Below are 20767 nucleotides of genomic sequence, written 5' to 3'. Positions count from 1 at the left end.
GACAACCCATTTTCGCAGTCGACCGCGCATGCGTTCCGCCTCCGAGTTACCCGCCAATGCTTCGCCCGCAGCGGCGGCGCCCATCCCGCAGCCCAAGGGGCTGCCGTGGCTGGGCAACCTGCTTCAACTTCCCAAAGACCGCCTGGCCCAGACGCTCCTGGAGACCAGTCGGCAGTTTCCCCAAGGCCTTTACCAGCTCGACTTTGCCGGGCGGCGCGTGCCGTTCGTCTATTCCGCCGATCTGGTGGCCGAACTGTGCGACGAAACGCGCTTTCGCAAACTGATCGGGCCGCCGCTGTCGTTCCTGAGGGCGGGGGCGGGCGATGGCCTCTTCACCGCGCATCAGGACGAGCCCAACTGGGGCAAGGCGCATCGCATTCTGCTGCCGGCCTTCAGCCAGCGCGCGATGAAGGGCTACTTCGACGTCATGCTTGAAGTGGCCAACGCGCTGGCCGACAAATGGGCGCGCCAGGGGCCCGACGCCGATATCCCCGTGGCCGACGATATGACGCGGCTCACGCTCGACACCATCTCGCTGGCGGGCTTTGGATATCGCTTTGATTCGTTCAACACGCCGGAGCTGCATCCGTTCCTGGCGGCCATGGTGGGTGTGCTGTCCGAAGCCATGGGCAAACTCACGCGCCTGCCGCTCAAAGACCGCTTCATGCGCGAGCACCATCGCCGGTTTGCGCACGACGTGGCCGCCATGCACCAACTGGTGGACGAGGTGATCCGCGCACGCCGTCAGGCAACACATGGCGGCAGCGGCGCGAGCGACTTGCTCGGGCTGATGCTCAACGCCCGCGATCCGGTGTCGGACGAGCCGTTGGATGACACGAACATCCGCTTCCAGGTCATCACCTTCCTGATTGCCGGGCATGAAACCACGAGCGGCTTGCTGACGTTCGCGCTCTACATGCTGCTGCGCCATCCGGCGGTGCTGGCGCAGGCGTACGCCGAGGTCGACCGCGTGCTGCCGGGCGATACCGTGCCGCAATATGCGCACCTCGCGCAGCTCGACGTGATCGAACGCGTGTTGAAGGAAACGCTGCGCCTGTGGCCGACCGCCCCGAGCTTTGGGGTGGCGCCTTACGAAGACACGCGCATTGGCGGTCGCTACGCCATCCGCAAGGACCAGCGCGTGGTGACCGTGCTGCTGGCCCTGCACCGCGACCCGGCGGTGTGGGACCGCCCCGAAGTCTTTGACATCGACCGTTTCCTGCCCGAGAACGAAGCCAAGCTCCACCCGCATGCCTACAAGCCCTTCGGCAACGGCGAGCGCGCCTGCATCGGCCGCCAGTTTGCGTTGACGGAAGCCAAGCTCGCGCTGGCGGTGATCCTGCAGCGCTTTGCGTTGTCCGACCCGTACGATTACGGCTTCCATATCAAGGAAACGCTGACGCTCAAACCGGACGGTTTCCGCCTGCGCGCGCGGCTGCGCAATGCGCGGGAGCGGCTGTCGATCGCCATGCCTTCGCGCACGGAGGTGGTCACACGAAACGACGCCGAAGCCGCGCTAGCCGGCGGCGGCGAACCGATGCATGTGCTGTACGGCGGCAGCCTGGGCACCTGCCAGGACATCGCCGAGCAGCTTGCTGCCACCGCATCGCGCGCTGGGTTCGACGCCAAGGTGGCGCCGCTGGATACGATTGCCGACGCGCTGCCGCAGCGGGGCGTGCTGATCGTGGTGGCCGCCACGTACAACGGCCGCGCGCCGGACAGCGCCCGCACGCTGGAGGCGCGCCTGGATGCCGCCGATGCGCTTACGCGGCAGGCAACAGGATTGCGCTATGCGGTGCTTGGCTGCGGCAACTCGCAATGGCCCGCGTTCCAGGCGTTTCCAAAGCGGGTGGAAGCGATGCTTGCGGCAGCCGGCGCACAAGCCATCGTGCCGCGCGGCGAGGCTGATGGAAACGCTGGTTTCGACGCCGCCGTTGATGCCTGGACGCGCGGCTTGTGGAGCGCCCTGGGCGCCCGCCAAGCGCAGGCCGATGGCCCCTCCGTCCACGTCGAGTATCTCGCTCCCGACGCCGTGCGCGCCGCCACGCTGCCGCCCACCGCCCGCGCGATGACGGTGATGGCCAACGAAGAACTCATCAGCGACCCCACCGGCCTGTGGGACTTCACACAGGAAGCCCCGCGCGGCCCCACGCGTCACCTCACCGTGCGGTTGCCCGACGACGTGACCTACGCCACCGGAGACCACCTCGCCGTCTATCCGCGCAATGCGGACGACCGAGTCGACGCGGCCATCGCTCGACTCGGATTGGAGGGCGACGCGCTCGTCACGCTGACCGCGCGCCATGCGCACGTGCGGCATTTGCCGCTCAACCAGGCGGTGTCCGTGCGCCAGTTGCTGCGTGATTTCGTCGAGCTGCAGGACACCGCCACCGTGCGCGACATCACCGCGCTGCATGCGGCCACGCGCTGTCCGTTCACGCGAGGCCAACTTGCGGTCTGGCTGGAAGGCAACGATGCAGCGCAACGCTTCGACCAGGACATTCAAGTCGCGCACGTGAGCGTGCTTGACCTGCTGATCCGTTTCCCGGCGATTGAATTGACGCTGGAGGCGTTTCTCGCGCGGCTTGGCGCAATGCGACCGCGCTTCTACTCCATTGCGTCGTCGGCGCGTGTGTCGCCGGGCGTGGCTGCGCTGACGGTGGGCACGGTGTCGGGGCCGGCATGGTCTGGGGTTGGCACGTATCGCGGTACGGCATCGAACTACCTGATGACGCTGCGTGCAGGCGCGGAGATCGCTGCCGCCGTGCGCACGCCCAACCCGCCGTTTGCCCCCGACGCCGATGCCGGTAAGCCGATGGTGCTGATCGGCGCCGGAACGGGCATCGCGCCGTTCCGAGGTTTCCTGGAAGAGCGCGCCGCGCAGCAGGCGGCAGGCGAGGCGGTGGCAACGTCGTTGCTGTGCTTCGGCTGCCGCCACCCCGAGCACGACTTCCTCTACCGCGACACCTTGCGCGTGTGGGAAACCGCAGGCGTGGTGCGCGTTTTCCCGGCATATTCATGCGTGGCCGATCATCCGCATCGCTTCGTGCAGCATGCGCTGTGGGATGCGCGCGAAGCCGTGTGGGCGGCGTTCGATGCGGGCGCCACGTTGTACGTGTGCGGCGACGGCCGTGCGATGGCGCCGGCGGTGCGCGACACGCTGATCCGCATGCACCAGGCGCGCTACGGTAGCGACCTTGCGACCGCGTCTGACTGGTTGACGGCGCAAATGCAATCCGGCCGCTACCGCCAGGACGTCTTCAACTGAGGCTGCCTATAGGGCTCTGATGGGGCACTGATAGGACGCGGATAGCGGGCGTGGGTGTTCGGCACTGCCGCATTGGCGGCCCCGCTTGAGCGGGGGCGCGGGTGCCCCATGTTACGATTTGCCCCTCGGAGCACCGCGCTTTTGGCTCAGCGACGCCCTGTCAGGCGCGTCCGGCGCAGCAGCTCCACGAGGAGAAATGAAAATGTGGCGCCGAATCAAAGCGTCCTGGATGGCGATCTTTCTGGTCACCCTGCTGGGTGTCGGGTACTTGTGGATGTACCGTTTTGAGCCGCTGCTCTCTGGCGAAGCTGGCAGCGATGTGTTCGTGTGGGACCGCTGGACCCACCGCGTCTGTGCGCTGACCGACAACGGTGAAGCCACCGAATGGCGGTGCGACAACGCCATGGAAACCGACGGCTCCAGCAACAACACCAACTCGGATGTCTCGATACGGAAACGCATGCGAGACGCCGTCCAGCGCATCAAGCTGTAAATCCCACGCCCGCCGTTCGTTGCGGGCGTTTTTCTTTCCCTGATTGTTATCCCTTGCTGGGTTCAGCCGCGTCCACCAGTTCAGGCGAGGGCACGGGCGTGAGCTTGCGCACCTGCGCGGTTTCCATGCGGCCCTGACGCTGGAACGGCCCAAGGTTTTGGGGCTGGCCGGATTCCAGCGCGCGTTCGATGGCGGCCAGCACGCGCACGTCGGCCAGGCCTTCTTCACCGTTCGGTTCGGGCTCCCGGTTGCGGAGGATGCAATCGGAGAAGTACTGCAGCTCGCCGCCAAACTGGTCGGTGGCGTCGAAGGCTTGTTCGTGCGTCTTGCCGTCGATTGTGGCGCGGTATTTCAGCCCGACGCCAAACATGAAGCCGGGCGAGACTTCCAGGTCCCCCTTTGTGCCGAGGATGCGGTACTGGTCCATGCTGGCGCCGCTGTAGCTGACCACGAACTGGGCGATGCGGTGGTCGGAAAAGCGCAGCGTCACGCTGACGGTGTCATCGAAGTTGAAGGGCAGCTCGGGGTCGCGCACGCCGCACGCTGAAACCTCCACCGGTTCTTCGCCAAACAGATTGCGCACCGCGTTGATGGGGTACACGCCCATGTCCGACACAGGCCCGGCCCAATAGCCGTGGCTGGCGCGGTGGTTGGACGGCGCCACGGATTGGCTGAACACGGCCGAAAACGCGCGGATGCGGCCCAGCTTGCCTGCGCGCACGAGTTCAATGGCGGCCAGCGTGGCGGGCTCAAAGTGCAGCCGGTAGGCGATCATCAATTTTGCGTTGCCGTTGCGGGCCGCTTCGATCATCGCTTCACAATCCGCCTCGCTGGTTGCCATGGGCTTTTCAAGCAAGGCATGGATGCCGCGCTGCAGGGCGGGCAGGGCGTATTGGCGGTGCATGTCGTTGGGCAGCGCCAGGTAGATCGCGTCGATATCTCCGGAGGAGAGCAACTGGTCGTAGTCGGCATAACCGTGGACGTGCTCGATGCCGTAGCGGTCGGCCAGCGCCGTGGCCTTGGCTTCATCGCCAGTGACCAGGGCGGTGACGACGGAGTTGCCGCTCTGTGCCACGCCCGGCAGAAACGCCGCCTGCGAAATCCACCCGGCGCCGACCACGGCATAACGCACCGGGCTCTGAACGGTGCGGGCTGGAGCGACTTGCGGCTCACGTTCAGCTTCATGAAAAGCGGTAGACATGACAATTCCTTTGCAATCGTTGCGCACGGAGGGCCTGCCGATGCCGTGGTGCGGCGCGCTTGGCCGTGCGGGTTCTAACTGACTAAGCAAAGGTGGTGCCCGGTGAGCGCAAAAGGCGTTGCACCGGGCTACAGTCGAACGCCGTGCCGTGCGCTTAGGCGTGCTCGGCGCGGCTGTCGGCTGGGGCTTGGTCGCGCTCGGTCATGCCGTAGTCGCGCACCACGTGGGCGATGCGCAACCGATAGTCGGCAAATGCGTGGTCGCGGCCGGCGTGCTGTGCGCCGCGGTGCTGCTCCATGTTGCGCCAGGCCTTGACGGCCTCTTCATCGCGAAAGAACGACAGCGAAAGCATCTTGTCTGGGTTGGTGATGCTCTGGAAGCGCTCCACCGAGATAAAGCCGTCGACCTGCTCAAGCAGCGGCTTCAAACGCGCGGCGAGGTTGAGGTAGGTATCGCGCTGGCCTGGTGCGGGTTCGACTTCGAAGATGACAGCGATCATGGCAAGTCTCCTGGGGTGTTTTCGCAGCGGTTTCGTTGTTTGCAATTTCAAGCGTGAAAGCTGGGAATGCGCGCGTTGGGCGACGGGCGATACGCCACCTCACCAAGGCTGGCGAGCCACCGGTCGATATCCGGCAGGCTCAGCAGATGCAGCACCGCTTCGCGCGCGATGGTGGTTGCCAATGCATCGGCGGGGCAGCGGTGCACGCCGCCGCCGAACGTCCACAGGCGCGGCTCTGCGCGGTCGATGTCGAAACGTAGCGGGTCCGGGTTGGCTGTGCCATCGACGTTGGCAGCGGCCAGCAGCACCAGGATCTTGTCGCCCGCGCGCAGCGACTGGCCGAGCAGCACAACATCGTGCGCGACAAAGCGGCGCGTGTTCTGCACAGGCGCGTCGCGGCGCAGGATCTCGCGCACGAAGGGCTCGATGGCGTGCGGTTGTGCGCGCAGCCGTGTCGCCAAGCCAGCGTGCCGGGACAGCGCGACGATGCAGTTGCCGAGCAGCCCGGCGCAGGCGTCGTAGGTTTGCGCGAGCAGGGCAGCGAGGTTGGTGATCTCGGCGTCGCCGTCATCATCACCGCTAGCGAGCGGGGAGTCGGTAAAGCGGCGCTGCAGGCGGTCGACGGCGGCATCTGCTTGTGCAACGGCTGCTGCGCTGGCACCCGGGCCGAGCGCGGCCAAGTACGCGGCAATGTCAGCCTGGCAGGCAGGCGCATCGGCGTGATCGCCCAGCAGCGTTTGCGCGATCGTGGCGAGCGGCACGGCGAAGTGAGCATCGGTCTCCAGCGCAGCGTGCAGATGCGCTGCATCGGGCAGCGCAGTGCGAGCATGCCGCTGCGCGCGGCCGGCCAGCGCCGACGCATCCAGCCGGCCCAGCGCGGCTATCACCTTCGCCTTGCGCGCGCTGTGGTCCGGTCCGTCGATCTGGCGCACGAGGCGCCCGAAGAATGCGCCCGTGGGCGTGGCGGTCACGGCCCTGGGCACGGGTTCATCGGCCGGCCGTACGCGGCAGGCAGCGCTGCCGAGCACAGCGTCCACGGCTTCGGCGCTGGCGGCCACCCACCAGCCGAGGGCGGCATCGAAGAAGAATGGGCGCTTGGCGGCAAGTTCAGCGTAATAGGGTGCCGGGTCGGCATGCACGATGGCTTGCAGCGCGTCGGCGGGCGGGGCGATGTCCAGGGCAGTCATCAGCGTGGGGGCGCGGGAGTAAGATGGCGCCCATTGTCTGGACTGCCCGCCCGCGTGTCACGCGCCAACAGTTTGGTCTCCATCGAACCATGCCTGCATCTTCCTCAGCCACCGAATCGACAACCCAGCCTGACATCGGCCGCGTGGCCGCCACCATTGGCGATCCCACCCGCATCCGCATGCTGCTGCTGTTGATGGAAGGTCGCTCGCTTACCGCCAAGGAACTCGCCTACGGGGCCGGCGTGGAGCCCGCCACGGCCAGCGCGCACTTGCGCCGGCTTGAGGCCGATGCGCTCATCACTTCGCTGTCCAGCGGGCGCTACAAATACTTCGGGCTGCGCTCGCCGGCGGTGGCGGAGATGATCGAATCGTTGCTGGTGGTCGCACCGGAAAAACCAGCCGACCCGCGGCGCTCGGCCGTGCCCGAAAACCTGCGAGCGGCGCGCCTGTGTTACGACCATCTGGCCGGTCAGCTTGGCACGGAAGTCTCGGAGAAACTGCTGTCGCGCGGCTGGCTAATGCAGCTCGATGAAACGCACGGCGCCTACGACGTGACGCCCGAGGGTGGGCAGGCGCTGGCCGCCATCGGCGTCGATGTGAACGCGCTGCGCAACGGCCGACGCCGCTTTGCTTACGGTTGCATGGATTGGAGCGAGCGGCGCCCGCATCTGGCCGGTGCGCTCGGGGCCGCCGTGGCAGAACGCTGCATCGCACTGGGATGGCTGGCGCGGCAGAAGCATTCGCGCGCACTGAGCATGACCGAAACCGGGCAGCGCGAATTGCACGCGTGGCTGCACACGGCGTAGTTTTGGCCGCCGTGCGTTAGCTGCCGTCGCGGACCGTCTTTACGTAGTCGCGCTGGAACACGCACATGCGCAAAGCGTTGTGATACGCGCCGTTGCTGAAGAACTCCTCGATCAGTTCGCCTTCGCGCTGGAAGCCGCATTTTTCGTAGACGTGGATCGCGCGTTCGTTCTCCACATCGACGACGAGATACAGCTTGTGCAGATTCAGCACCATGAATGCATAGTCGATTGCCAGTCGCGTTGCGGTTGATGCATAGCCGTGACCTTGCCAGCCGGGCGCGATGATGATCTGGAATTCGCCGCGGCGGTGGATGTAGTTCAGCTCCATCAACTCCACCAGACCCACGGCTTCGCCGGCGTCGTTCTCGCAGATGAAGCGGCGCTCGCGCTGGTCGTGCACGTGGCGGTCGTAGAGTTGTGAGAGTTCGGTGAAGGTTTCGTATGGTTCTTCGAACCAGTAACGCATGATTTTCGCGTCGTTATTCAGCTCGTGCACGAAACGCAGGTCATTGCGTTCCAGCGGGCGCAGGGAAAGATCGCGGGATTTCTCGATCACCATGTTGTTGTCCTTGTTGTGTTGAGGCGCTCGACATCGCTTCGACGCCCCTACGTTTTTAGCAAGGACGTGTCGCTGCGGATGTGTTTTTGCGCTGCGGTTGCGCGCGTCGGCGCCGATCCAGATACAGCCACCATCCCGTTGCCGCAAACACCGGCAGCATCAATGCTCCGATCAACACTAGCACGACGCCGATCGGCCCGAAGTAGCGTCCATTGTGAAGCGGCAACATGCCGGCCAGCAGACGTTGCATTGGCGGTTTGCTTGCGAAGGATTCGTTGCGGATGACCGCGCCGGTGCTGGCGTCTATCGTCAAGCGGTTGAAGGCGCGGTCGTGCGGTGCGTCGGCGGGAAGCCAGTTGATATCGACTTTGCCGGTACGGGCGTCGTCGATACGGAGGGTGGCAGTTCCGTAATTGGACGCGCTGGCCAGAAAAGCGTTCCAAGTGCGCGCCAATGCCGCACCTCCGAGCGGTTGTCGCACGCCTTCCAACGGTTTTGCCTTGGCGGCGACAGGCATGCCGGCAAAGCGCTGCAGGCCATCGCGGTACCAGTCATACGCCCAATACAGCCCGCTGAAGGCGGCCAGCAAATACAGCGGCAGCACCAGCGTGCCGATGACGGTATGCACATCCCACCAGCGGATGCGGCCAGCGCGGCTCCAGCGGATGACCAGCCAGCTTCGCCAGTTCGTGACGCGACGCGGCCAACGCAGGTACAGGCCCGACAGCGCCATCATGACGAGCCCAATCGTGCTGGCCCCCACGATTTGCTTGCCGATCTCATCCGCAAGCAATGTCCGGTGCAGCAGTTTGACTGTGGCAAAGAAGCGCTGGCCGCGAGCTTCGGGCAGCAACGTGCCGGTAGCGGCATCGATGTAGCGCAGCTCACCGCGGCTGCTGCCGCCGTGTTTGCCGGGCGGCCACGCATACCAGACGCGCCACGGCTCGGTTGGGTCGGATGCGGCAGTGATGAAGGTGACAGGGCGCTCGGGCATGGCAGCGCGGGCCTGCGCGGCCACCTGCGGCAGCGTTGGCGCGGGGCCGGTGCGCGCGGGCAGGCTAAGCACGCCGGGGTTGAGCGCCCGCAGCAGTTCGTCTTCGTACGCCATCAGGGCGCCGGTGGCGCCAACGACGGCCAGCACCACACTGGCCGACAAACCGATCAGCCAGTGCAGGCGGAAGAGTACCCGTCGCAGCATTGCGTTCGCCGCTTACATCTTGTAGCGCACGCCCAGCAGCGCCATGCGCGGGGCACCCGGCATGTTGTAGTTCTCTGCGCCGCCGTGCGCCGACACGTAGTACGCGCGGTTGAACAGGTTCTGCAGGTTCAACGTGACATCAACGTGCTTGCTGCGATAACCGGCGCCCAGGTCGACGGTCATGTAGCCGGGCAACGTCGTCAGGTTGTACTGCGATGCATAACGCGCAGCTTCCGCACGCACGCCGCCGGCTACGTAGAAGCCGTTCGGCAGATCGTGCTTAAGCCATACCGAGCCGCTATGCCGCGGTGTGAGCGACGGCTGATTGCCGTTGACGGCTACGCCGCCGCTGCGGTCGTTCGGGTTCTCCAGGCGGCCGTTCAGGTAGGCATAGCTCGCCATCAGCGACCAGGTTTTCACAATCTCGCCCGTGAACGACAGCTCCAGGCCGCGCGTGCGCTGCGTGCCGATGGGCACACCCAGCAGCGTGACGGGATCTGCCGCCGTCAGGTTGGTCTGCTTCATGTCGAACAGCGCGGCCGTGACGCTTGCACCGGCCGACAGATCGTACTTGGCGCCAATCTCGTAGTTCGTGGTCGATTGCGGGGCCAGTGCGCCGCTGTTGGGGAAGAACGTAAAGCTATCCGCCAGCGGCTGGAACGAGCGGCTGTACGACGCGTACAGCGAAAGCGGCTCGATCGGGTGATACACAACGCCCAGGCGCGGGCTGACCGGCTTGTCGGTGCGAGACAGATCCACATTGCGCGCGGTCAGGTCGTCGCGGCTTTGCTTGAGGATTTCATAGCGCAGGCCGGCGAGCACCGTCCATTGCGGTGAGAACTTGATCAAGTCCTGCACGTACGCCGCATACGTCTCGTTGTGCGAGAGGCCGTAGTTGGTCGGCACCGCGTTGCCGGGTACGGTCGGCAACACCTGCAGCGTCGGGTTGAAGAGGTTGTAGGTCGTGCTGCCCGGCGCGCCGGCCACGCGGTCGCTCTTGTCCTGGTAACCCAGCTCGATGCCGTACAGCAGCGTGTGCTGGATGCCCCAGGTTTCGGCCTTCTGCGTCAGCTCGTTCTGCCACAGCGTGCCGCGGTCGCTGCGGTTGCGCTGGTTGACGGAGAGCGTGACAGTCGGGATCGGCCCGTCGGTGACGCGGCTGACGGTTGTGTAGTTGTTGCGGCCGAGCGAGTATTCGTAGTTGCGCACCACGCTGTGGAACGACCATTTGTCGTTGAAGCGGTGGTCCAGCGTGCCGGTCACGCTCTTGACGGTGGACTCGACATTGCCGGCAGCGGCATTGGCGGAGCCATAGCGTGTCTCGATCGGTACGTCGACAGGGCGGCCGTGGTACGACGGCACGCCCTGGTCTGCAATACGCTTGTCGTGCAGGTAGTCGAACTGCACCGTTAGCTTGGTATCCTGCGCGAGGTTGAACAGGAACGATGGCGAAATCGCCTGGCGGCGCAGGAAGTAGTCGTTGCGGAAACCACCCGAATCTTCAACGGCGCCGGTGATGCGCGCGCGGATGGCGTCGTCATTGATGGACGTGTTCAAGTCGAACTCTGCGCGCTTCTGGCGCTCGGTGCCTACCACCACGCCCACCTCTGCCAGCGGCGTCGCCAGCGGTTTCTTGGTCACGCGATTGATGATGCCGCCGGATGAACCACGGCCATACAGCACGGCGGCTGGACCCTTCAGCACTTCAATGCGGTCGATGTTGGACAGATCACGGAAGTAGAGCGAGTCGTCCCGCAGGCCGTCGACGTACTGGTCATTGATCGACGAGAAACCGCGAATGGTCACCTGATCGCGCTGCGCATCGCCCAGCGAGGCTGACACGCCCGGCACGTTGCGCAGCGTGTCGTTGATCGACAGCGCACCCTGGTCCTGGATCACTGCACGCGGCACGACGTTCACCGACTGCGGAATCTCGCGCAACGGCACCGGAATCTTCGTGGCAGTGTTCGCGATGGGCGTGTCGTAGCTCATGCTGCTGCGCGTACCCTTGACCGTGGAAGTTGGCAAGGTGCCGGCGTCGGCTGCGGCAACGGTGTCGGCGGCAGTTGCCACCTGGGCAAACGGCAGCGTTCCAAGGACGGCCAGAGACAAGCACAAACGTTTCGGCGGCATTGCAGTTCCCGTAAAGTGAAAAAAGTAGAGCGCGACTCCCTCCCCCGAGGTTGGCGCCTTCAGAATGTGAAGGCGCAAATAATAATGAGAACAATTCCTATTTACAAGAGAGTTAAGGCGGGCTTTTGACGATAGGCAACGTTTGCCGATCTTGTGCGCGGCAATTTTCCGTGGCATACCGCAAGATTTTGGGCACCAAGTTGCGCCTTGGTCGTCTCATTCGCCTGCTTTCTGCCATTTTTTAAACATGTCGCATTCATCACATCAGATGCCGTTGAAAGCCGCTTTGGTGGGCTACGGCTACGCTGGCAAGCTGTTTCACGCCGCGTTGATCGACGCCACGCCCGGGCTGCATTTGCAGGTCATCGGTTCCAACCGGCCAGACGCCGTGCATGCGGATCGGCCCAACGCCGTGGTCTGCACGCCCGAGGCGGCGGCTACGCATTCGGACGTCGACCTCGTCGTCATTGCCGCGCCCAACGACCGCCATGCGCCTTTGGCCGAAGCTGCGTTGCGCGCGGGCAAGCATGTCGTCGTGGATAAGCCGTTTACCGTCACGCTGGCAGAGGCGCGGCATCTGGCTCGGGTGGCGCGTGAAACGGGGCGCGTGCTGTCGGTCTTCCAGAACCGCCGCTGGGACAGCGATTTCCTCGCTGTGCAAGCCGCGATTGCCGGCGGCAACATCGGCGAGGCCATGCACGTCGAGGCGCATTTCGACCGCTATCGCCCGCAGGTTCGCGCCCGCTGGCGTGAGCAGGCGGGGCAGGGCACGGGCATCTGGTTTGATCTTGGCCCGCACCTGATCGACCAGACACTGCAACTGCTTGGCCTGCCGGATGCGGTGAGCGCCTCGTTTGCACGCCAGCGGCCGGGCGCCGAAACGCCGGACTGGGCGCATGTCGTCCTGGAAGCGGGCGAGCGCCGAGCGGTCCTTCACGCGAGCATGTTGGTGGCGGGCGGCTCGCCGCGCTGGGTCGTTCATGGAACGCGCGGTTCGTTCATCAAGCGCCGGATGGATCAGCAGGAAGCGCAGCTGCTTGCCGGCATGCAGCCCGGTGCGCAAGGCTGGGGTGTGGACGATGACGCGGGCCTGCAGATCGACGGTGCAACCTCGGCCGAAACCAGCATTGCAACGCCCGCGGGCGATCAGCGCGCTTACTACGCTGCTGTTCGCGACGCCATCCTCGGCCTGCGCGCAAACCCGGTCCCGCCCGTGCAGGCTGTGGCCGTCATGGCCGTGCTGGAAGCCGCCGTGGCCGCCGCCGAAACCGGCACGGCGGTCGTGCCGGACCTGACCGATGCAGAACGCGCAGACTGGCTGGCTGCGCAGGAGACCGCCTCGTGAACGGCGTCGTCATCCTGTTGCTGGTGGCGGGCGGTTTGCTCGCCGTGGTGGCGCTGGTGCAGATGCTGGCCTCGCGGCTGACGCTGCCGGAATCGACATTGCTGGCGCTGGCGGGCATCGGCATCGGCGGCGCCTATGTGATCGTGCAGAACAGCGCGCCGGCTTCCGCAACCACGTTCTTCGCGCCGCTGGTCGATCCGAGTTGGCCGGCGGAGGCGTATCTGTGGCTGTTCTTGCCGCCGCTGCTCTTTCAGGCAGCGCTGTCGGTGGACGTGCGCAGCATGGCGCCGGATGCCGCGCCGATCTTGATGCTGGCCATCGTGGCCGTGGTGGTTGCCACGGGCGTGATCGGGCTCGCAGCGGCCGCTGTCACGCCGTTCGGCATCGTCACGTGCCTGCTGCTTGGCGCGATGATTGCCACGACCGATCCATCCGCGGTGATTGCGGTGTTTCGCGATGTGGGCGCGCCGGCACGGTTGATCCGCCTGGTGGAGGGCGAGGCGCTGCTCAACGACGCGGCGGCCATTGCCATCATGGGCGTGCTGCTTGCGATGCTGACGGGCCACGGCGGTGATGCCACCGTTGGCACCGGCCTGCGCGAACTGGCGAAGGCGTTTGGTGGCGGCGTGGTATTCGGGTTGATTGCCGGGCGCATCGCCGCATTCCTGCTGCCGGCGCTGCGCGGCATTGCTCAGGCTGAAGCCGCGTGGACGCTGGCGCTGCCGTATCCGCTGTATCTCGTGGCCGAAAACGTGCTGGGCGTGTCGGGCGTGGTGTCGGTGGTTTGCGCGGGGTTGGTGATCGGCGCGCTGGGGCGGACACGCCTGACGCCGCGCAACTGGTCGCACCTGCAACTCATTTGGGAGCAGATTGCTGCGCTGGCCGGGGCGGTGGTCTTTTTGCTGGCTGCGGTGCGCGTGCCGGAGCTGTTGCACGGCGTGGTGTGGAAAGACGCGCTGTGGCTGGCGGTGATCGTGCTGGCCGCACTCGCTGCGCGCCTTGCGGTGCTGTTTGGCCTGTTGCCTGCGCTCGCGTGGCTCAAGCTCTCCGCTCCGGTCACCCATGCCTACAAGCTCGCGATTGCATGGGGTGGCTTGCGTGGCGCCGTCACGTTGGTACTGGCGCTAGGTGTGGCGGAGAACCAGGCTGTGCGCGAGGCGGATCGTCATTTCGTCACCATCCTCGCCACCGGCTTTGTGCTGGTGAGCGTGCTCTTCAACGGCGCCACGCTGCGCTGGGTGATGCGCCAGCTGGGGTTGGATCAGTTGTCGCCGCAAGAACAGGCCCTGCAGGGCCAGGCGCTGAACATGTCGACAGAGGAAGTGGAATCGACCATGCGCCGCATCGGCGGGCATTTCCATTTCGCCTCGGGCGCGACGGACCAGGCAGCGGAGGCGTATCGGCGAGAGGTCGCGGCCGGCGCGGTTGAGCTGAACCTTGAGGAAGCGCTGTCCGAACGCGAGCGCCTGACCATTGGCCTCGTTTCACTCGCCACGCGTGAGCGCGAGTTGATTCCCGAGTACGGCAACGGCCTGGTCTCCATCCGGAACCTTGACGCGATGATGCGCAACACCGCCGACATGATCGACGCGGCCCGCACGGAAGGGCGCCTGGGCTACAAGCGCGCATCGCGGCGCATCCTGGCCAAGCACGCCGGCTACCGGTTCGCGGTCTGGCTGCACCGCGTGGTGCATATCGACCGCCCACTGGCCAACGCGCTGGCCGATCGCTTTGAATTGCTCATCTGTCGTCAGACGGTGCTCGAACGCTTGCGCGCTTACAACCGTACGTCGCTGCAGCCCGTGTTGGGCGAGCGCATGGCAGACCTGCTCGACGGCGTGTTGATTGCCCGGATCGAGGCGGCGGAAGAGGGCTTGGCCGAGCTGCGCGGAAAGTTTGGCGACTACAGTGCCGCGCTGGAAAAGCGCCTGCTGGTGCTGTTCGCACTCTACATCGGCCAGAGCAAGATCGACACGATGCTGGCCGAAACGGTGATCTCGAAAGAGGTCTACAAGCAGATCAGCGCGGTGATCCACCGTGCCTGGACGGCCGCGCTGCCGCGGCCGCCGCTGTCGACTGCATTGCACATGCCGCCCGCACGGGAGTAGCTTGCTCAGAGCCGCTTGTCCTCCCGCTCCACGCCCGGATGGCGGTGGATGTCGTGCGTGACGAAGCCCGTGTCGTTATCGGGCATCTCCAGCCACTCCGGGTGCGAGAGCGATTCGCGAATATCCGCCAGGCCCGAGGCCCAGTGGTCGCGCATGGTTGATGGCCCGAACTGGATGTCCTTGCCCGGCCCCTCGTGTTCCTTGGCAGCGTAAATGAGGTGGAAGACGTTGTAGCGCTTGGTACAGGCCATCTCCTGCGCGTGCTTGTACCACTGGGTGCGCTCGAACTCCTTGGGCGGCAGGTGATCGAGCAGCTTGCGCATGAGCCGGCGCGTGGATTGCGAACGCTCCATCCAGTCGGTGGTAAGCCGCGTGCGGCTGGAGTACTGCAAGTCCTTCTGCCGGCTGGCCACGCCGATCATCGTGTTGGGCACCGGGCCCAGCGCGCTCCAGAGGTCTACCTGAAACACCAGCGTGTCGCGGCGCGGCTTGGTGCCCAGCACATACGACAGCGGTGTGTTGGAGACGACACCGCCGTCCCAGTAATACTCGCCGTCGATCAGCACGGGCGGAAAGCCCGGCGGCAGCGCGCCCGATGCCATGAAGTGCTCCGCGCGCAGACGGCGCTCGGTGTTATCAAACGCTTCCAGATTGCCCGTGCGGACGTTCACGGCGCCCACTGACACGCGGATGCCGCCATCGTTGATGCGGTCGAAATCGCACAGGCGTTCCAGCGTCGCCTTGAGCGGCGTGGTGTCGTAATAGCTGGCTTCGAGCGGGTCGACTTCGTTGGCTGGAAGCGGAGCGGGAAAGCGCGGTGTAAAAAAACCGCGCTGGCCCTCGAGCAGCGTGTCGGCGGCCTGCATGGCGGTCAGCCATTTGCGCAGATGCGCATTGCCGTCAAACCAGGCGTTTTCCAGGATGTCGGGCAGCGGCGGCGAGAACGTCGGCTGCGTGATGATCTGCCAGAACTCACGCAGCTTTGCTTGTCGATGCTCGGGCGCATTGCCGGCAATGATGGCCGTATTCAGCGCCCCGATGGAGATGCCCGCAATCCAGTTCGGCACGATGCCGGCTTCGTCCAGCCCTTCGAACACGCCGGCCTGGTACGAGCCAAGCGCGCCGCCGCCTTGCAGCACCAGCGCGATGTTCTCGTACGCCGGCAGCACGATGCGCTGTGCCGTGGTGAGCGGCGCATCTGCCGGGCGCGACGATTCTGCCGGCGTGGGCCGCTTGCTTGCGGCCACGCGTAGTTTGGGTGCGGGCATATCTTCTCCAACCTCCTTGCGTGTGCTGAGATTTACTGCATGAACCAGCCGTGGCTCACCACGAACGATTGGCCAGTCAGCGCAGCGCTCGGGAACGTGGCCAGGAAGCGAACCGTCTCGGCCACGTCTTCCACCGTGGTGAACACGCCGTCCACGGTATCACCCAGCATGACCTTTTTCACGACCTCGTCTTCGCTGATGCCGAGTTCCTTGGCCTGCTCGGGAATCTGCTTTTCGACCAGCGGCGTGCGCACAAAACCGGGGCACACCACGTGCGAACGCACGTTATGCGCCGCGCCTTCCTTGGCCAGCACCTTGTTCAGGCCGAGCAGCGCGTGCTTGGCCGCCACGTAGGCCGATTTGAGCGGTGAGCCCTCGTGAGAGTGCACCGACCCCATGTAGATCACCACGCCGCCACGGTCGTCCTTGTACATGTGGCGCAGCGCGGCGCGTGTGGTCAGAAACGCGCCGTCGACGTGGATAGCCTGCATCTTCTTCCAGTCGGCAAACGAGTAGCTCACGAACGGGTTGACGATCTGGATCCCGGCGTTCGAAACGAGGATGTCGACCGAGCCGAGCTCTTCAGCCACGCGATCGATGCCGCTGTCCACGGCTTGCTCGTCGGTGACGTCCATGCGCAGGCCGATCGCCTTGCCGCCTGCATCGCTGATCTCTTTGGCGACGGCCTTGGCGCCGTCTTCGTTCAAGTCAACGATGGCGATGGCCGCGCCCGAATTGGCGAGCGTGAGGGCGATCTGCTTGCCGATGCCGCTTGCGGCACCCGTGACGACAGCGACTTTGCCTTTCAAATCAGACATGTGTGTACTCCGAGGGTTGACGGAAAAAAAGGATGGCGTCGGGCAGGCGTTACTGCGCGAGGTAATCGAACACGACCTCGCCCATGCCAAGGGTCAGGTCTGCAATGATGTGTCGGGCTTCGACAATCTCCAGCACGGGCAGTTCGGCCACGGGGGCCAGTGCATGGTGCGCCAACTCCAGCGACGCCGGCCCCGTCCAGGCGCCTTTCATGTCGACGTCAATCATGTAGTTGCGCGACAGCTCGCAGATGCGCGCGGTCTTGCCGTCCACGTGCGGAATGATCTTGAGCAGAAAGTTGGGGCGCTCCAGGCGGCGTTTCTGCTCGGCGAGGTCCAGCTCGCGGTGCTTGTAACCCATGGTGCCGGTTGCCACGCGCACGGGGCCGTAGTCGAGCGTGCCGATCAGCGTGTCCTTGTCGGTCACGAGCTGGGGTGAGGCGAGCTTCTTGGGAAAGCCCCACATTTCACGGCCGCCGGCCAGGGGCGGATGGTCGTCCAGATACATCGCGAGCGTGTACGTGCCGGGCTTGCCTTCGTAGGTGACTGGGATGACCTGGCCGCTTTCGGTGTAATCGCCAAAGCCGGTGGAGTCGGCCATGCGGATGAACTCGTAGGCGACCAGCGGTTCGGGCACCTCCAGCGGCTCCGGCACCATGGCGCGCAGCGTGGCCGGGTCGGTGCGGTACGTGATGATGAAGAACTCGCGATGGATGAAGCGGTACGGGCCGGGCGGGTAGGCGGGGCTCGTGAGCGGCATTGCGAACGCGGTTTCGCGGACGGTCTTGATGTCCATGGCACTCCTTGTGCAGGTTGGGCTGCAAGTGGCGTTGGGAATCGGTACGGCGCAAGAGAACGGTAGGCGACAGCGCATCGTGTCGCGCTTGTGTGACGCTGCAACCATCCGGTCACGCCGAATTCACGTTTGAGTGCCCATAACGTGATTGATTGCATGCAATACGTCATTGCGACGCATGCTGGGCAGCGCCGTTACGCGTGCGAGAGGAATTCCCAGAGTGCCGGTTCGGCGGAGTAAGCCACATTGAAGCGTAGCCACGGGCTGGGCTCGTCATGCGGCCGGAAGTACTGTCCCGGCGCGAGCCAGATGTTGTGGTCGATGGCCCGATTGGCCAGCGCAGCGGCATCTGCGTGGCCCGGCAGCCGGGCCCATAGGAAGAGGCCGCGCCCCGGTGTATCGAACAGTTCGGCACCATGTTGGCGCATGAGGGCTTCGACTTGCGTGTGCGCTTCTCCCAGTCGTGCAATCAGCCGGGCCACGTGCTCGGCATAGACGGGGCGCGTGACGAAAGCGTGCACGATGCGCTCGGTGATCTCCGACGAGGTGAGCGCCACTGCCATCTTGGTGCGCGCCAGCTCGCGCGTGATGGCGGCGTCTGCCACCACATAGCCCGCCCGCAATGAGGGTGAAATCGTCTTGGAGAACCCACTTACGTACAACGTGCGGCGAAGGCCATCGAGCGAGGCCAGCATGGGCGCGGCGGGGTCGGCCAGCTCGCGGTGCAGATCGTCTTCAACGATCCAGAGGCCGTGTTGTTCGGCCAGTTGCAGCACGCGGTAAGCGTTTTGCGCGGTCATCGACGAGCCGGTGGGGTTCTGCAGCACGGAGCTGGTGAAGAGCGCGCGCGGCCGGTCCGCATCGTCCGCGCGGAGGATGGTTTCCAATGCCGCTGTGTCGAGCCCATCTGGCGTGCGTGGCACCCCGATCACGCGCAGGCCGGCCAGCTTGAGCACCTGGAGCACGTTGCAGTAGCCCGGATCATCCACGGCCACGACGTCGCCGGCCTTGAACAAGGTGCGGACGATCAGATCGAGTGCCTGGGTGGCGCCGCTGGTCAGCAGCACTTGCGAGCGTTCCACCGGCAACCCCCGCAGCGCAAGCGACTGCGCCACGTATTCGCCCAGCGGCGCATAACCCCACGGATGTCCGTAGCCCGCCACCCGCAGTGCGGAAACACGGCTCACCGCGCGCATGGCTTCCTGCACGCCGCGCTCGTCCAGCCAGTCGTTCGGCAGCCAGCCGCAGCCCGGTTTGATGGCGATGGAGCGATCGGCAAACACATCCGACAGCAGCCACGCCGCGTTGAGTGTGGGCGGCTCCCAGCGCGGGGCCACCGGCGCTGGTTGGGTGGGGGTGCGCGCCGCCACCAGATAGCCCGAGCGCGGCCGCGCCACGATGGCGCCCAGCGCCGCCAGCCGCGTATAGGCCTCCGCCACCGTAAAGGTGCTCACATCGTGGGCCTGCGCCAACTTGCGCACGGAGGGCAGCCGCGTGCCCGGCAGCAGGGTATGGCTGTCGACCGCCGCACGAATGCCTTGGACGATCTGGTCGACCAACGTACGCTGGGGATGAGAAGGATCGAGTTCGAGTTGCATGTTGCGATGCGGCATGGGCGGGGTGGTCGGCGCCTATACAGTTTCTTATAGAACCGCCATCTGTGCATGTCCGTGTCGGATTTGACTCTGTACAGTTTGCTCCAACGGCTGGCTTGCCAGTCCATTCCCTTTCCGCTGTTTTTTCGGAGTGACCGATGAAACCCGCACCGCACCCGCTGGAAACGACCGATCTGTCTTACTTCTGGATGCCGTTTACGGCCAACCGCCAGTACAAGGCCGCACCGCGCTTGCTGACGTCTGCCCAGGGCATGTACTACCGAGACGGCGACGGCCGCGAGGTGCTGGACGGCACGGCCGGCCTGTGGTGCGTCAACGCCGGCCATTGCCGCAAGGAAATCGTCGACGCCATCACCGCGCAGGCTGCCACGCTGGATTTCGCACCCACCTTCCAGATGGGCCACCCGCTTGCGTTTCGTGCGGCAGAAAAAGTCGCCGAGATCATGCCGGAGGGTCTGAATCGCATCTTCTTCGTCAACTCCGGTTCGGAAGCGGTGGATACGGCGCTCAAGATTGCGCTGGCATACCACCGTGCACGGGGCGAAGGGCAGCGCACACGCCTGATCGGCCGCGAGCGCGGCTATCACGGGGTGGGTTTCGGCGGCATCTCGGTGGGCGGCATCTCGCCAAACCGCAAGGCGTTCTCGGCCAACCTGCTGCCGAGCGTCGACCACCTGCCGCACACGCATGCGCCTGAGCACAATGCGTTTTCCAAGGGCCAGCCAGCCTGGGGTGAGCACCTGGCCGACGAACTGGAGCGTCTTGTGACGCTGCATGACGCGTCGACCATTGCCGCCGTCATCGTTGAGCCGCTGGCAGGTTCCACGGGCGTGCTGGTGCCGCCCAAGGGCTATCTGCAGCGCCTGCGCGCGCTGTGCGACAAGCACGGCATCCTGCTTATCTTCGACGAGGTCATTACCGGTTTTGGCCGCCTTGGCGCGGCAACGGCGGCGGAGTTCTTTGGCGTGACGCCAGATCTGCTGACGATGGCCAAGGGCATCAACAACGCCGCCGTGCCGATGGGCGCCGTGGCCGTGCGCCAGTCGGTGCACGATGCCGTCGTCGATGCCGGCGCGCCTGGCGCGATCGAGTTGTTCCACGGCTACACGTATTCGGCGCACCCGCTGGCAGCGGCCGCGGCGGTGGCCGCACTGGATCTGTACCGCAGCGAAGGGCTGTTCGAGCGCGCACGTGCGATGTCGCCGGCGTTTGAAGCAGCAGCGCATTCGGTCAAGGGCGCGCCGCATGTGAAGGACATCCGCAACCTGGGCCTGGTCGCCGGCATCGAGCTGGAATCGCGGCCGGGCGCGGTGGGCGCGCGCGCTTACGAAGTCTTCCTGAAATGCCTGGAGCGTGGCGTGCTGGTGCGCTACACCGGCGACATCCTGGCGTTCTCCCCGCCGCTCATCATCGAAGAGGCGCAGATCGCGCGCATCTTCGACACCGTTCGTACCGTTCTGCAAGAGGTAGCCTGA

At 65.4% G+C, this 20767-nt stretch carries 16 protein-coding genes; 6 read left to right on the top strand and 10 right to left on the bottom strand.

Features of this window, described 5'->3' with window-relative positions; genetic code table 11:
• Window positions 1–28: 28 nt before the first annotated feature.
• Together NKG59_RS01360 and NKG59_RS01355 are read left to right on the top strand one after the other, a co-directional pair.
• Window positions 29–3268 (top strand): bifunctional cytochrome P450/NADPH--P450 reductase, encoded by a 3240-nt coding sequence (locus tag NKG59_RS01360; protein WP_253534561.1) that lies wholly within the window; start codon window positions 29–31, stop codon window positions 3266–3268.
• Between the two features lie 202 nt (window positions 3269–3470).
• Complete coding sequence (locus tag NKG59_RS01355; protein WP_253534551.1) at window positions 3471–3761, top strand: hypothetical protein; 291 nt, start codon at window positions 3471–3473, stop codon at window positions 3759–3761.
• A gap of 46 nt (window positions 3762–3807) precedes the next feature.
• Here NKG59_RS01355 and NKG59_RS01350 read toward each other — a convergent pair whose 3' ends face one another.
• From NKG59_RS01350 to NKG59_RS01340, 3 genes are all read right to left on the bottom strand, one after another.
• Window positions 3808–4962: a Gfo/Idh/MocA family protein gene (locus NKG59_RS01350; protein ID WP_253534549.1), complete on the bottom strand. Its 1155-nt coding sequence runs from the start codon at window positions 4960–4962 to the stop codon at window positions 3808–3810.
• A gap of 154 nt (window positions 4963–5116) precedes the next feature.
• Window positions 5117–5461, bottom strand: a complete 345-nt coding sequence (locus tag NKG59_RS01345; RefSeq protein WP_045201508.1) for an antibiotic biosynthesis monooxygenase family protein — start codon at window positions 5459–5461, stop codon at window positions 5117–5119.
• 47 nt (window positions 5462–5508) lie between these two features.
• The gene (locus tag NKG59_RS01340; protein ID WP_253534548.1) at window positions 5509–6648 is read right to left on the bottom strand and encodes a cytochrome P450; all 1140 of its coding nucleotides are present in this window, start codon (window positions 6646–6648) and stop codon (window positions 5509–5511) included.
• Between the two features lie 89 nt (window positions 6649–6737).
• Between NKG59_RS01340 and NKG59_RS01335 the strand changes: the two genes are divergently transcribed.
• Complete coding sequence (locus NKG59_RS01335) at window positions 6738–7454, top strand: ArsR/SmtB family transcription factor (protein WP_253534543.1); 717 nt, start codon at window positions 6738–6740, stop codon at window positions 7452–7454.
• 16 nt (window positions 7455–7470) lie between these two features.
• Here NKG59_RS01335 and speG read toward each other — a convergent pair whose 3' ends face one another.
• The 3 genes from speG to NKG59_RS01320 are packed head-to-tail and all read right to left on the bottom strand — an operon-like array spanning window position 7471 to window position 11344.
• Window positions 7471–8013, bottom strand: a complete 543-nt coding sequence (gene speG, locus NKG59_RS01330) for a spermidine N1-acetyltransferase (RefSeq protein ID WP_253534541.1) — start codon at window positions 8011–8013, stop codon at window positions 7471–7473.
• 55 nt (window positions 8014–8068) lie between these two features.
• Window positions 8069–9211: a PepSY-associated TM helix domain-containing protein gene (locus tag NKG59_RS01325; protein ID WP_253534540.1), complete on the bottom strand. Its 1143-nt coding sequence runs from the start codon at window positions 9209–9211 to the stop codon at window positions 8069–8071.
• A gap of 12 nt (window positions 9212–9223) precedes the next feature.
• Window positions 9224–11344 (bottom strand): TonB-dependent receptor, encoded by a 2121-nt coding sequence (locus NKG59_RS01320; protein WP_253534539.1) that lies wholly within the window; start codon window positions 11342–11344, stop codon window positions 9224–9226.
• 268 nt (window positions 11345–11612) lie between these two features.
• Between NKG59_RS01320 and NKG59_RS01315 the strand changes: the two genes are divergently transcribed.
• Window positions 11613–12689, top strand: a complete 1077-nt coding sequence (locus tag NKG59_RS01315) for an oxidoreductase (protein ID WP_253534538.1) — start codon at window positions 11613–11615, stop codon at window positions 12687–12689.
• On the top strand, window positions 12686–14797 hold the full coding sequence (locus tag NKG59_RS01310) for a cation:proton antiporter (RefSeq protein ID WP_253534537.1): 2112 nt from the start codon (window positions 12686–12688) through the stop codon (window positions 14795–14797). Before NKG59_RS01315 ends, NKG59_RS01310 begins: the two co-directional genes overlap by 4 nt.
• 5 nt (window positions 14798–14802) lie before the next feature.
• On the opposite strand, the gene NKG59_RS01305 is transcribed toward NKG59_RS01310, so the two are convergent.
• The 4 genes from NKG59_RS01305 to NKG59_RS01290 all read right to left on the bottom strand — a co-directional run bounded on the left by NKG59_RS01305 (window position 14803) and on the right by NKG59_RS01290 (window position 19274).
• Window positions 14803–16065, bottom strand: a complete 1263-nt coding sequence (locus NKG59_RS01305; RefSeq protein WP_024978708.1) for a DUF3734 domain-containing protein — start codon at window positions 16063–16065, stop codon at window positions 14803–14805.
• 32 nt (window positions 16066–16097) lie between these two features.
• The gene (locus NKG59_RS01300; protein ID WP_045201494.1) at window positions 16098–16883 is read right to left on the bottom strand and encodes a 3-hydroxybutyrate dehydrogenase; all 786 of its coding nucleotides are present in this window, start codon (window positions 16881–16883) and stop codon (window positions 16098–16100) included.
• Between the two features lie 49 nt (window positions 16884–16932).
• Window positions 16933–17676 (bottom strand): acetoacetate decarboxylase, encoded by a 744-nt coding sequence (locus NKG59_RS01295; RefSeq protein WP_045201492.1) that lies wholly within the window; start codon window positions 17674–17676, stop codon window positions 16933–16935.
• Between the two features lie 194 nt (window positions 17677–17870).
• The gene (locus tag NKG59_RS01290; RefSeq protein WP_045202162.1) at window positions 17871–19274 is read right to left on the bottom strand and encodes an aminotransferase-like domain-containing protein; all 1404 of its coding nucleotides are present in this window, start codon (window positions 19272–19274) and stop codon (window positions 17871–17873) included.
• A 155-nt stretch (window positions 19275–19429) separates the two neighbouring features.
• Between NKG59_RS01290 and aptA the strand changes: the two genes are divergently transcribed.
• Window positions 19430–20767, top strand: coding sequence for an omega-aminotransferase AptA (gene aptA / locus NKG59_RS01285; RefSeq protein ID WP_253534536.1), 1338 nt, complete (start codon window positions 19430–19432; stop codon window positions 20765–20767).

It is taken from the genome of Ralstonia chuxiongensis (genome assembly GCF_024158925.1).
GTDB classification, from domain to species: domain Bacteria; phylum Pseudomonadota; class Gammaproteobacteria; order Burkholderiales; family Burkholderiaceae; genus Ralstonia; species Ralstonia chuxiongensis.
Note: the sequence above shows the minus strand (reverse complement) of the source record. Positions and strands in the feature narration are given on the sequence as shown.